General features: G+C 65.8%; 14 protein-coding genes. 1 reads left to right on the top strand and 13 read right to left on the bottom strand.

Features of this window, described 5'->3' with window-relative positions; all coding sequences use genetic code 11:
* Window position 1: 1 nt before the first annotated feature.
* The 13 genes from BM272_RS00370 to BM272_RS00310 form a co-directional block, all read right to left on the bottom strand.
* Window positions 2-2,347: a TrbC family F-type conjugative pilus assembly protein gene (locus BM272_RS00370; protein ID WP_159432963.1), complete on the bottom strand. Its 2,346-nt coding sequence runs from the start codon at window positions 2,345-2,347 to the stop codon at window positions 2-4.
* Between the two features lie 174 nt (window positions 2,348-2,521).
* A complete protein-coding gene (locus BM272_RS00365) occupies window positions 2,522-2,953 on the bottom strand; it encodes a hypothetical protein (RefSeq protein WP_093426777.1) in 432 nt (143 codons plus the stop codon).
* A gap of 20 nt (window positions 2,954-2,973) precedes the next feature.
* Window positions 2,974-3,519, bottom strand: coding sequence for a S26 family signal peptidase (locus BM272_RS00360; protein WP_093426776.1), 546 nt, complete (start codon window positions 3,517-3,519; stop codon window positions 2,974-2,976).
* On the bottom strand, window positions 3,519-3,845 hold the full coding sequence (locus BM272_RS00355; RefSeq protein WP_093426775.1) for a hypothetical protein: 327 nt from the start codon (window positions 3,843-3,845) through the stop codon (window positions 3,519-3,521). The genes BM272_RS00360 and BM272_RS00355 overlap by 1 nt, the downstream gene beginning before the upstream one ends.
* A complete protein-coding gene (gene traC, locus BM272_RS00350) occupies window positions 3,842-6,310 on the bottom strand; it encodes a type IV secretion system protein TraC (protein ID WP_093426774.1) in 2,469 nt (822 codons plus the stop codon). Before traC ends, BM272_RS00355 begins: the two co-directional genes overlap by 4 nt.
* 18 nt (window positions 6,311-6,328) lie before the next feature.
* Window positions 6,329-6,703: a TraA family conjugative transfer protein gene (traA, locus tag BM272_RS00345; protein ID WP_205407712.1), complete on the bottom strand. Its 375-nt coding sequence runs from the start codon at window positions 6,701-6,703 to the stop codon at window positions 6,329-6,331.
* Window positions 6,704-6,776: 73 nt separating this feature from the next.
* A complete protein-coding gene (locus tag BM272_RS00340; RefSeq protein WP_093426773.1) occupies window positions 6,777-7,361 on the bottom strand; it encodes a TraV family lipoprotein in 585 nt (194 codons plus the stop codon).
* A gap of 12 nt (window positions 7,362-7,373) precedes the next feature.
* Window positions 7,374-8,702 carry a TraB/TrbI/VirB10 family type IV secretion system protein gene (locus tag BM272_RS00335; RefSeq protein WP_093426772.1) on the bottom strand — a complete coding sequence of 443 codons (1,329 nt, stop codon included), beginning with the start codon at window positions 8,700-8,702 and terminating at the stop codon, window positions 7,374-7,376.
* Window positions 8,695-9,741, bottom strand: coding sequence for a TraK domain-containing protein (locus tag BM272_RS00330; protein ID WP_093426771.1), 1,047 nt, complete (start codon window positions 9,739-9,741; stop codon window positions 8,695-8,697). The genes BM272_RS00335 and BM272_RS00330 overlap by 8 nt, the downstream gene beginning before the upstream one ends.
* Complete coding sequence (locus BM272_RS00325) at window positions 9,738-10,325, bottom strand: TraE/TraK family type IV conjugative transfer system protein (protein ID WP_093426770.1); 588 nt, start codon at window positions 10,323-10,325, stop codon at window positions 9,738-9,740. Before BM272_RS00325 ends, BM272_RS00330 begins: the two co-directional genes overlap by 4 nt.
* A 10-nt stretch (window positions 10,326-10,335) precedes the next feature.
* Window positions 10,336-10,623 (bottom strand): type IV conjugative transfer system protein TraL, encoded by a 288-nt coding sequence (locus BM272_RS00320; RefSeq protein ID WP_143613070.1) that lies wholly within the window; start codon window positions 10,621-10,623, stop codon window positions 10,336-10,338.
* Window positions 10,624-10,727: 104 nt separating this feature from the next.
* Window positions 10,728-11,735, bottom strand: coding sequence for a GGDEF domain-containing protein (locus BM272_RS00315; RefSeq protein ID WP_240307993.1), 1,008 nt, complete (start codon window positions 11,733-11,735; stop codon window positions 10,728-10,730).
* Window positions 11,736-11,860: 125 nt separating this feature from the next.
* Complete coding sequence (locus BM272_RS00310) at window positions 11,861-12,151, bottom strand: hypothetical protein (RefSeq protein ID WP_093426767.1); 291 nt, start codon at window positions 12,149-12,151, stop codon at window positions 11,861-11,863.
* Between the two features lie 292 nt (window positions 12,152-12,443).
* Here BM272_RS00310 and BM272_RS13435 point away from each other — a divergent pair, with 292 nt between their 5' ends.
* Window positions 12,444-12,737 carry a hypothetical protein gene (locus tag BM272_RS13435; RefSeq protein ID WP_143613068.1) on the top strand — a complete coding sequence of 98 codons (294 nt, stop codon included), beginning with the start codon at window positions 12,444-12,446 and terminating at the stop codon, window positions 12,735-12,737.
* Window positions 12,738-12,742 lie beyond the last annotated feature (5 nt).

Genomic DNA, 12,742 nt, shown 5'->3' with positions numbered 1-12,742 from the left:
TTTAACTCTCCAGGCAGCAGTCCGTCCATCGCCAGAGCATGTGAATATAATCCTCACCCCGACCGGGAATTGTTCGGTGCGGCCCCCAATACACAGGTGCCTGGCCGGTCCAATGCGTATTGTTGCTTTCCGGAACCGGGTAGTATTGAGACCACCGGTAGGAGTTTTTCGGGATCATGGGCTCAAAAACCCCGTCACAGGGATTTCCCTTGAAGTCCCGCGCCAATCCACGCCTATGAAGCGCAGCCAGGCTCCGGACTGCCAGCAGGGAGGTGTCGGAAATAGGGCTGGATTGGTAAGCCAGGTTACCCGTAAATGGATACATGGAACCCCAAGCGCCTGCACACCAATACAATGTTTCAATAGGCTCAACGCCAGCTCCGACTGCCATGGCCTCACCCACGCATGCGGACTGTGCAATCGGGTTCGCAAAAAGGGCGGCTTCTGGGGTCGTAAGAACAGAAATCTGATCTTCATTCCAGGTAGGATCCATCTCGGATACGTACATCATGTCCAAACTCGTCTTAGAAACGCATCCGGTTAATGTTCCCAGGATCTCTCCGGCCGGGAATGCCCAATAGTGGTAGTGGTAAAATGTCTTGGCACCCGAATTACCGTCGGATGCTCGCTCTCTGCTGCCCCCTTGCATTCCCATCCCCGGCCCCCCGAAAGTCAGGCTGCTTCCAAACATCGTCGGCGAGCATCCCGGAGTGCGGACCAACTCGACCAACCTTGATGGCAACCACGCGCCCATGGTTACGCCCGGGAAAGGCGGTTCGCACATACAAACCGGCGACCGATTAAACCCATTCGGCGCATCTCCACCTAAATCCTGCCCCGCCACCGAAAAGGGAATATGACAGTCCCAGCAAACATCGGAAAACATCCGCGAAAATACGCTCCCATTCGGACAAGCTGCATCCGAAACTTGCGCATTTGCCGGGGAAATAAAAGAAGGAAAGGAGGCGTACAGGCGCCCCATCCATCCGGTTACAGAATCAGGTAATAAAAATCCACCGAGAGACTTTTCTACGGGAAACTCAGTAACACGAAGTTTTCGATCACCCGTGCCGCGAATCACGCTCGGCGTTTTCTGAATGCCAAGGCGGGTCCGTAGGTTTTTCGGTAAAAGATAAACGTGGTGGCCAAGGGTGTTCGTTAGGTCTCGGTAATTGGCCCATCCATCGCCTACTGTATCGATCCGGGATGTGACCAGTATCGGGTTTTGTGAGCGATTTTCTTCAAGCCAGTCGGATGCCCATTCGACTTCCTGGGGGCGGCTTCCATCGAAGATCAGTAGGGGCCTTGTCCAGGGGACGGCAGAAAGGGGGTTTACGCGCTGCCCCTTGCGAGCGATTAACCGGTCCTTCCCGGGGACCGTGATGTCCTCGGTGACCGTGACGGACGGGTCCACGACGTAGCTGTTGCGAGCCTCGGCCGGCTCCAACTCGAACTCGTGGAACTCCTGATGCTCCCAGAAAGCCTGGCGGCCCCGTTCAATGATCGCTTCCTTTCCGCCCTGCTCCTCAATCCAGTCCTGGATCCGGGTCTTCACGTACTCCTCAACGAAATGGGGCTCGGCGACCGACCAAACATTGCCTCTCCGGCCTATGTCGGGCTCATCGGCCTCCTCGGCCTGCTCCAGAACGTAATCGAGATCCCCGAGACCGGACGCCTTCGCCACCAGCTCGCCGCCGCGCTCGGACACCCAAGTCGGGACAGCCTCCACGCCGTGCCGGTCGAATACCTTGTTGTTGATCCCGAGCGCGACTTCCGAGTGCTCCAGGTCGGCCTCCTTCAGCCAGCGCGAGAACTGCCGAACGGTCTCGTCGATGTCCTTATCGACCAGCGGGCCCTGGAAATAGACCGCCACCTCGCTGTCGGGGCGCGCTTCCTGCGCCTTTGCCGCTTCTTTCAGCAGCGTCTTGCGCTGACTGGCAGGGATGCTCTCCGATAGCAGGAGCGTGTGCGTCACACCGGCTTTTCCGTCCTCCGCAACCGGCGAAAACGGCAAATTCCCCCCTTCTAGATCGCCCTGATCCGCGAACTCGGCGATACGTCCAGGCAGGTCCTTGATGCGGAGCTCTTCCAGGCCCCCTCGCGCCGATTCAGCGAGCGACCCTGCTTCCTCCCGCTCGGCTCGAATACGCTCCTGCACATTGCCGCCCTCGGCATCGGTCTGCTCCAGGATCGCGTGGACACGGTCGAAATCCTCCTGAGAAATCAGGTTGGCCGCTTCGCATTCCCCCGTTGCCAGCGCCTCTCCACCACAGGTGCCACCCTGGGCCCCGCCAGGGGCAGCAAATGCGCCCCCGGCCAGCCCCCCGAGCATCGCCGCGGTCAGCACTCGCAGTCCTACGCGGACAACCGGCATTGTTGCACTCCCCTGCCCATAGCCTTCCCCGAGGATACGAAAGCCATGAGCGCGCTTTTGCCGCTAACTAAGGTCGTATGAGGGGGATTAGAAGCAAATTGCCCCGGTCTGGGCCGGGGCGATGAGGCGGGAGGGGCTGGTCAGGGCCTAGAAGAAGGTGCGCAGCGCCACCCCGAGGATCATGCCGTAGAACAGCCAGCTCACCGGCGGCTGCCAGATGGCCGAGCCGATGGCGGTGGCCACCGACGGCTTCACCTTCATCGTCACGTCATTGGCGTGGCCGGACTCCAGGGCGTTGTACCGCTCCACGTAGAGGTTCTTGAGGTGCTGGTAGTAGCCGGAGATGATCCAGAGGATGAAGAGGATCACCACCGCCCCCAGCGTGGAGGCCGTCTCCGCACTCTCACCGGCCAGGCTGTCCGGCGTGTGCCCCAGCATCGGCAGCAGGAAGGCCCCGCCGGTGACCAGCAGCGCCAGGGCGTTCACCACCAGGCAGTGCCAGTCGTACTTGTTGATGGCCTGCTGAGCCCAGCCCAGCCGAGTCAGCCGCTCGTGGTCGCTCATCGTCACTTCGCTCATGCGTCACTCCTCTCGTCGCTTCAAAAAATCGGATGGGCCGGCCCGATCCACTGATCGGCCTGGACCGCGCCCCAGTACCGGGAGTCCCAGCTGGACGGGGACTCCCCCATGACCCACCAGTGTCCGTCCGGTAGTCGGCGGACGCCGGGCTCTACCCGGCTGGCGTGGTGGAGCACCCCGAGGATGTCGCCCGACTCACCGGGCCGGGCATGGACCACCACGTCACCGAGCCGGCCGACCCAGTCGCCCGGGGTGGCCACCACACGCTTGCCCATCACCACCCCGTCCTCGAAGTAGGGGCTGGCCCCGCGGGACCGGAACGCCGCCACCTCCCCTCGCTGCGGCCGGTAGTCGGCCTCGTGGACCACCAGCCAGAGCCGGTGCCCCATGGAGGGGGTCTCCTGCGGGTCGATGTGGACGGTGAAGTGCGCCATGAACCACGCCCAGAAGCCGACGATCCCGGCCAGGGTGAGGCCGGCCTTGAGGGCGAACCGCCCCCAGGGCTCTCGCCGGCGCCTCCTCTCCTCACGAGGGACTGCGTCCGGCATCGACACCGACGTGGCCACTACTCGATCTCCACGAAGGCATCCTCCGGGGCATCGAAGACGACACCGGCATCAAGGACGATGTAGCCCTTCTCGGTGAGCTGCCCGGAGATGGCCTTCAGCCGCCGAGCCACGGCCTCAGCGGTCACTGCGTCGGGGTCGTCGGCCTCCTCGCGCATCTTCTCCATCACCCGGGAGGGGTCCAGGATGACGATCTCCCCGTGGGCCTCGCCCTTCGCCTCCTCCTGGCCGGGCCAGCCGGGCATACCGGCGACCATCCAGGCCACGGCACCGGCGACCATCGCCGCCATTACCCAGGTAAAGGGATCCTTCAGCAGCGCCTTCATATCGCCTCCTTCTGCCGCTCTTCCTCCGCGATGACGCAGTTGATGGCCTCCTCGAAGCGGTAGCCCCGGCTCTGGTACTTCCTGATGGCGGCCTTGTCGTCGGGCGCGGTGGAGTACATGAGCTGGATGAACCGGCTACCGATGAGCCGCCCGATGCCGGCCCCCTTGGTCTCGGTGAGGAAGAAGATTTCCGAATACTTCCCCTTCTGGGTGTGCACGGTCTTCAGGATGTCGTAGCCGGCGTCCGACAGCGGCAGCCGCCCCTCGCGCTTGATGGCGTCGATGCTCGACCCCTTCTGGTTGAGCAGGAACATGTTGGCGCTGTTCTCGGCGATGGCCACGCCGGTCGGCGAGTTGTAGAGGTCGTTGATGGACTGCGTGATGACCATGGCGGCGCCGTTGTACTTGCGGAACCGCCGGTAACCGCCCTCGATGAACCGGGCCACCGAGGGCTCGGCGAGCAGGTCCCACGCCTCGTCGATGATGAGGATCTTCTTCTGCTGCGGGTTCTCGGAGAGGTACATCTCCTGCTGGATCTGGTAGATGAGCTGGAGCAGCACCACCCGCTGGAGGTGCTTGCGCCCCTTGAGCTCTTCCAGCTCCAGGACCATGAAGGGGTTGGAGAGGTCGATGTTGTTGCCCCGGTTGAAGTAGTGGCCGTAGCCACCGTCCGAGGTGAACGCGAACATCCGCTTGCCCACGTCCTGGACCCGGGTGTCGTCGTCGGCCAGCAACAGCTCCACCAGCCGGTCCACCGTCAGGTCCTGACCGTGCTGCTTCCAGGCGCCCCCGAGGACCCGCTTGAGCCCCGAGGTCTGGATGTCGCTGAGCATCTCCTGGTCCGAGGCCATGGCCGTGAGCAGGCCCACCAGCGCGTCCTCCTCGTCCTTGTAGTCCTGGACCAGCGGGAAGGGGTTGAGCTGGATGTCGGCCTCGTCGGAGAAGACCATGAACTGCCCGCCGAGCACGTCCGCGGTCTTCTCGTAGGAGCGCCCCACGTCGATAACCCACGCCCGGTCGCCCTGCGAGAGGTAAGAGCAGAGCACTTCGTTGGTGAAGAAGCTCTTGCCGGCGCCGGACTGGGCAGCCACGCAGGCGTTGTAGTTGGTGTCCGAGTCGTACAGGCAGAGATTCATCAGCTGCCCGCCCCGGGAGACGAACTGCATGGTCTGGGTGCCGCTGCCCCGCCAGTCGGAGATGATGGGCAGCATCCGCACGACGTGGCGGGTGCCCATCGTCTTGTAGCGACCCAGCATCTGGATGGCGTCGCCATCCATCCCGAGCGGCAGGGCGTTGAGAAAGAGGGGCCGCAGGAACCAGCGGTCCTCCATCAGCTGAAAGCCCAGCTCGCGGTAGTAGGTGCGGGCGTTGGAGACCGCGGCCTCCACGCGCTCTTCGGATTCGTCGAACAGCGCCAGCGACATCGTCATGCGCACCGGCCGGTCGCCGTCATCCAGGGCCTCGAACAGGGCGTCGAAGTCGTACTTGCGCCGGGCCAGGGTCGGCAGGAAGTTGATCATCTTCCCCTGGGCCTGCCGGAGGTTCCAGTTGCGCAGCTTCTCCATCTGCCCCCGGTGGTTCTCGGCGTCGGGGAAGTAGAGGTTCATGGTCAGCATGAAGTGCTCGTGCAGCCCCCGGGTGCCGTAGGCCGTCTTGCCCACGAAGAGGCCGGCCAGACCCATCACGACGCGCTCGGGGTACTGCTTGGGGCTGAGCATGCGCACGTGCGCGTCCGGCTTCTCCGGGTCCCCCAGGCGCAGCCCCTCCTTGTCGGCGGTGATCCGGTTGCCGATGTCCACCAGCTGATCCCGGATCCACTCGTTCCGGTCATAGAGCTGGGACGGGGTGCTCTCCTTCCAGCGCGCCCCGTCCTGCCAGTTGAGGATCGAGCCCATCAGCCGGATGTGCATGCCGGCGTCCATGGGGATCGGGTGCATGTCGATACTGGCCAGGGCCTGCCCCACGGACCGGCGCAGCCGGACGACGTTGTCGATCTCCGGATCCGAGGGCTCGGCCTCGCAGGGCACCTTGCCCGTGACGAGGATGTAGTGGTTGCGCAGCTTGGATGCCGAAGGGTCCCCGAGGGCCTCGTGCAACCCGCCGCGCAGGAAATCGGCCCGGCGTTCGATGACCTCGCGAAGCACGCCGGTGGCTTCGTCCCGCAGGGACAGGGCGGCCTGAAGGTGCGGCTCGATGTCCGGCGACGCCCAGTGGACGATCTGCATCATCCCGCCGGCCGGCCAGTCCTGGTTGAGCAGGCCCTGCAGGCTCTCCGCGTCCGACTCGGACACCCCGGTGCGCGGCGCACAGAGATACGAGAACGCCAGGTGGCCATCCTCCAGGAAGAAGAGCCGGTCCCGGGGGCTGTAGGCCAGCTCCGGGAATAGCTCCGCAGCCGGCCGGCTACCGGCAGGGGCTTCCTCCCGGTAACGGCTCGACGACGGCTTCAGCAACTTCTCCAGCATCGCCCGTCCCCTCCCGGCTTACAGGCCGATACCGATACCGGCCCCGGCGGGCAGGTGGGACGCCATGCCGTGCATCACTTCCACGCTCGCGCCGAAGAGGCTGTCCACGATGGTCTCGGCGTTGTAGAGGCCAAGACCGGCACCGACGCCGATGGCGAAGGCCATGATGGACTGAGAGGCGATCCCGCGGATGAGCCCGACCAGGATGAAGGCCAGGGCGATGACCCGGCCCAGCGTGCCCTGCGACCAGTCCACCAGGGTCTCCCAGATGGAGTCGAAGTCCCCGGACCCGGCCGAGCCGGCGAATGCGGCATCCGGCGCCAGGGCCAGACCGACCACCGCGGTCACGGCCAGAACCGGAGTCGATGCACGAAGATACTTGCTCAGCTGCATGCTGCTTCCCTCTTGGTTGCTTGGTTGGTGCCTTCGGAGCCGCCGGAACGGCCCGCGAAATCGGTCCGGGGCCCTAGCGGCCCTGCAAATCGTCCGTCAGCCGTTCGCGAGTCTCGGCCACTTCGCCGCTTCCCCCGCTTCCTCGGCTGGCTGCCTCCCCTTGTTCCCCACTGCCCTGAGCACCGGAGACACCGACCGGATCGTCGGTCTGCGGGGCCTGGCCCGGGCTCATGCGCATCATTCGACGGCCTTCGCTGCCCTCCTGGTACGCCTCCCCGACGCTCCAGCGTCGGGTCTCGACCTCCACGAAGCTGTAGGTCGCCATGTTGAGAACGCCGCGGCTGTCCTCCATCGGGGCGTGCCAGATCCGCATGACCTGGGCCGGCGTCCGGATGGGGCGCGGCACCTCCGCCGGCACCTGGCCGCTCCAGGCTTCATCCCGGGCGGCCTGGGCCTGCTCGACGGCCTCGGTATGCTCCTCGGTCACCTGGTTGTCGCCTTCGTACACCTCGCGGACCGACTGGCAGGTCTGGCCCTCGGGGAAGCCGTCGCAGCTGTACTCGGAAGCGCCCATCGTTCCGCAACCACTCAGCCCGGCCGCACTGGTCAGCAGCGCCAGCGCCGGGAGGCCGGCTCGGATTCCGTGTCGTGCTTGCATTCGTGGTCTCCTCTACTCGCCCTGGCCGCTCGGCTCCAGGGTCTGGCCCCGTGTGACGATCAGGTCCACCTGACGGCCGGCGGCAATCTCGATGACCGGGAACATGCTCTGCGCCATGTCGATGTAGAACTGGGCGAGGCGGTCCATGGCCCGGCTGGCACCGGTGGCCACGCCACTCTGCGCGGCCTCCTTGCCCATCATGTCCTCCCACTCGGCGCTGTCCTGGCCGCCTTCGAGGTTGAGACTGGGGACGCGCTCGACGTTGAAGGCCCCGGCCACGCCCTCCAGGAAGCCGGCCATCATGGCGCGGGTCAGGACCTGGCCCTGCTTGGAGACCAGCCGACCCCGCATGCCCGCCTTGCCGTCCTCGCCGACGACGTACAGGGGCATCCGCTTCTCCACCACGGACTTGTCGTGGCGCACGCAGCTGATGGTGTTACCGCGCATGTAGGCCCGCTCGGAGGAGAGATCGCCGTAGGCTTCGGCGATGATGAAGCACTCACGCACGTCCGCCCGGTACCGGTTCGGCAGGATGGCGTCCTTGTTGACCCGGATGAGTGCCGGGAAGGGTTCGCTCTGGGCCGCCTGGCTGGTCGGTGCATCCAGGCCGGCCAGTAGCTCGCCGGAGAGGATGGAGCCCGCCGGCAGATGGGCGAACGCCGCCTCTTCTTCGTCCTGCTCGGACGCGGAGGTCCCGCCGTAGGTCTGCAGCGCACCGACCTGGACCGACTGGCCGTCCTCGCCATCGGCCGTCCCGTCGCCCTCCCCCGTCGTCTGGCGCACCGGCTCGGGCAGGTCCTGCCACACCCGGCCCTCGTCCACCTCCACTTCCTGGCCGGGCTCGGGCCGCTCGGAACCCCCCGAAGCCGAGCCCTGCGTCTCGCCCGCATGCGATTCCCGGGGCGCCGGGGCCGCCTGGTTGCCGCCCGGATCCCGGCCTTCCGCCGCCATTTCGCCGATGGCGCGCGTGGCCTCCTCCAGGTTGTTCAGCCGCTCCATGACCTCCGGATCCGGCTGCGGATCTTCGGCCTGGGATTCCTCCCGGCGCTGCTGCTCCAGCTGCTGGCTCAACTCTTCCAGGCGCTGCTCAATGGACTGGGAGTTTTCCTCCAGGCCATCCACGCGGCTGTCGAGGGCATCCAGCTCCAGGCCGCTGAAGTCATCGCTGGTCAGCTGGACGGATTCGCGCTCCTCCCGGACCTCCTGCCCGCGGTCGGTCGGCTCGTTGGCGACGAAGATCCAGAGGATCCCCAGCCCCACCACGGCCAGGCTGCCCAGGGCCAGCCGCCACTGCAGCTTCGGATCGAGGGCGCGGAATCGCTGCTTGGCCGCCTCAATCATCCTCGCCCTCCTCCGGGGCGCCGCGGCCCAGCACGCTCGGACGCTCGTTGCCGCTCGGAGTCCCGGCTCGACGCTCAACGAGGTAGAGCTCGGTCTCCTCGCCAGGCTTCAGCGCCGCCCGGGGGTAGGAGGAGACGGCCAGGATCCCGCGGTGGTAGCACTCCGGCCCCCGCACCTCGATGGGTTCGTCGGATCCGTTGTGCAGCGGCGCCACCCAGACGATGAGGTTGCGGCCCTCCAGGCGCTGTCCCGTCCCCATCTGGATGTCCTCGCTGCCGTCCCAGTCGCAATGGATGGGCATGGCATCCGGGGACACCCCGTCCTGCATCCCGTAGCCGGCCGGCAGCTCGCCCTTGGCCGCCTGCGAGAGGGCCTTCGTCACGCTCGCGCGCAGCGGGTTGCTCCGCTCCCAGGTGCCGGCCTTGTCCGGCTGCACCATGGACGCCATGGACTCCATCCCCGCAATGCTGACGCTGTACTCGCGCGGCGGGACCCGACGGGGAACGAGCGTGAGCGACAGCGCCCGCTGCTCGTTGTGGCCATCGGTCACGTAGAGGGTGATGGGCGCCGACTGCGCGGTGGTCACGTAGATGACGCGCCCCACCACTTCGATCTCGGCCTCGTGGGCGCTGCGGACCTCGGGGTCCGGCCAGGGGGCGATGATCCGGTTGGGGTGGCCCTGGGAGATCACCATGAGCTGGTTCGCCCCGGGCTCCACCGTGAGCTCCCGGCGGTCCTTGGCGGCGCTGGCCTCCGTGTCCGGGCCGGACGCCCGGGCTGCCTGCACCGCCTGGTCCTGCTCGGCCGGCGGTGGAGCCCCATCGGCCTCCGGGCCACCGGATTCGGCGGCGGGAGCCGCGGAACCGGTATCGCCCTCGGCGTCGGCTGCAACCGCCGAGCCGCTGCGAGGGTCGGTCACGGACACCGGCACGCCGGGGATCCCGTTGCTCGCGCCCTGGTCCCCGGTGGCCTGTGCCAGTGCCCCGGGGGCGGCCATGACCGCGGCCACCGCCGCGGCGCAGTGTCGCCATCGCATCATTGATCTCGCTCCTGATTCCGCTCCTTGATCGGCCCCTGGTAGGAATCCAGGTCGAGCAGCTGCGGCTTGTACCGCTCGATCCCGATCTCGAACTCGTAGGTCCAGTCCATGCGCTTCACCTCACCGCGCTTGGGCGTGAGCGTCTGGGTGCCGGTCACCGCCACCACGCCCTCGTCCTCGAAATAGGTCAGGTTCTCCGGGCTGAAGGAGACGGTGGCCTCCTCATCCCGGATCCGGGCGATCTGATCGGCGATGGAGTCGCGCACGACGGGCGCGCTCTGGGCGGTGATGTAGAGGTCCAGGAAGGACATCAGGGTGTCGGCGTTGCCGCGGTGGATATTGCCGAGCAGCTGCGCGAAGTAGAGCCCCCAGGACAGCATGTACGGCTCGCCCGCGTCGGTCCGGGACACGGCCGTGCGCTCTTCCAGCGGCGTCGGGGGCTCCAGTACCACGGTCGGCTCGTGGGTCAGGGCGTGACCGGCCAGCAGCGCCGTCGCCACCGACAGCCCCGGTAGCGTCCAGCGGGCCAGTTGGTTCTCGGCCCGCGTGCCGGCCCAGGTCTTGAGGAGTGCCTTCAGATCCATGCCGCCGCCCTCAGCCCACGTGGTCCCGCTCGAAGGGGTTGCCCACCGAGCGCGCCTTGGTGGGCCAGAAGCCGAGCCACCAGAGCTGATGGATCATGGCGCCCTCCTGCCGGGTGTTCCGGTAGCGGCGGAGGTACTTCACCGCGAGCGCGCCGATGAGGCAGAGGATGAGCAGCTGCTCCAGCATGAACCCGATCACGAAGAAGACGCTGAACAGGCCCAGCTCCTCTCCGCTCCACATCATCATCACCGGGGGATCATCCACTTCCCGCGGGACCCGCAATGCGTCTTGCGACACGGTGCTGCCTCCCTATTACCAGGTCTGGAGGCCATGCTACGCAGCGGCCTGACGCCTGTTTGTCCGTAATAGGGGGTCGAAACCGGGGGTTTCCGGACAAAGATTCAGGCCGCGGCCTCGACTCGGTTCCGCCCGCTGTCCTTGGCCTGATACAGGGCCGCATCCGCCCGGCAGATCGTCGCCTGTGCCTCCTCGTCCGGAGCACATTCGGCGACCCCGATGGAGACCGTCACGGACACCGTGATGGCCTCGCTGGCGACCAGGGTCCGCTCCACGGTCTCGCGGAGACGCTCGGCCATGGCGCAAGCCCCCGGCAGGGAGGTATCGGCGGCAATGACGATGAACTCCTCCCCGCCCCAGCGCCCGACCTCATGCGGGCACCCTCCTGCCGAGTAGGGGTGCACGGCATCGGTATGCCGGACCACGGTGCGCAGCACGTCCGCGACGTGCTGGAGAACCTCGTCCCCCACCGCGTGCCCGTGGGTGTCGTTGATGGACTTGAAGTAGTCGATGTCGATAAGAAGTACCGACAGCGGCCGTTGGGTCTGCTGGAGCTGCCGGTCGATCTGGCGTCGATTCGCCAGCTGGGTCAGCGGATCCACGGACAAGGCCCGCGTGTAGTGAAGGAGGGTGCGCAGCTGCACGTGCTGGGACCACAGCGCCGCAGCCCCGACCAGCAGACCCGCCAGCGACACCGGCACCACGAGCGCAGGTGCGGCCAGGCCGGCCCCGATCCAGAGCGCGAGATGGATCGGGGCCTGGAGCGCCAGGCCCTCCCGGAGCGTTACCGGGAACGGACTGATGACCGCGAGCACCGCCAGGGGCGGGAGCAGGTAGATGAGTTGCACGGTGGCCGTCGGCGCCACCCCGAGAGCCAGGGCCACCCCGATCACGTGCACGACCAGCGGCACCCCGATGGCAGCGCCCAGTAAGCCGTGTGCGGTATGCAGCCCCTCGTGGCGGTAGGCCGCTCGGGCAATTGCCAGCAGCAGGCCGGCGGTCCCGACTCGAAGGACGGCGGTCCAGCCGGCGATGCCCGATGGCAGCAACAGCCAATCCAGCACCACACCACCGGCGACGACACCCGCCAGCAGCACGGCCAGTAGCCGCACTCGTCGCAACAGCTGCCCGGCCCGCCATTGAGAGAACCCCGACACCGGGTCCGCCGGCGCCAGCTCGGCGGCCAGTCCGCGCCAGGCTTGCCCGACCGCCCCCACGAACGTCCGACGCAGGTATTTCATCGGTCTGCCGGCCCCTCCGGATCCCCGACTCGGCCTTCACCGAAGCGCCCGTCCCGCGCGGCCCCGACGAGTAACAGCGCCGCATACTCCCGGGCGGCCTCGACGCCGGAAGCCGCCCCGCCCACGATGGTTTCTATAACGGAGGCGAGGCCGCGGTCATCGTCCGGGTTGGACTTGGGCGTTGAAGCCTCAGCGGTGGCCGTGGAGGTGGTTATCAGGAGCGAGATGGCAATCAGGACGCGGGGGAGGCCCTGGCTGGACAGCGTTCGAGGTAGGTCGAGGCGCATCGGGTTTCTCCGGCTGGGGTTGTCAGACCTGGGACCTCCAGGAGGACACAGGCCCAGCGTACCGGCCCCGATGGCGCTTCTTTGTCAGCAATGGGGGGTCGAAACAGGGGGGTTGCGTACACGCAAACAACTACGCGCCACGCTGCCGCAAGAATCACATCACCCAATCTCCAATTCAAATAAAACACCATTAAGCGCCGAATACACTCCAGCCTTCAACCCTTTCATATACCGACATCGTTCTTACACTTCCCTCCATACACCAATACAAAAAACCAAGGGAGCAAAACCCATGCTTCGACAACAAGAGGACCTAGCCGAAGCCATCATAGGTGCCGCAAAAGAACTTGCAGAGCAAGGACCTTATCAGGAGAACGTCTTGAATGAGGTCAAAGACCAACTAGAAGGTGCAAGCTTTCCAATCCAGTATATCAACGACATTGTTGAGGAAATTCAGGAAAATCCTGCCTGTGTAGCCCAAAACGTCACAACAGAAACACTTAGAATTTATCTTGAAGCCAATCACTCCGGAGAAACAATTTCTCCATTCCGAGAAGCCATAATTCTGTCAGCACTTTCTAAATAGCATCT

It is taken from the genome of Thiohalospira halophila DSM 15071 (genome assembly GCF_900112605.1).
Taxonomy (GTDB): domain Bacteria; phylum Pseudomonadota; class Gammaproteobacteria; order Thiohalospirales; family Thiohalospiraceae; genus Thiohalospira; species Thiohalospira halophila.
This window is presented reverse-complemented; position numbering and strand designations above follow the sequence as displayed.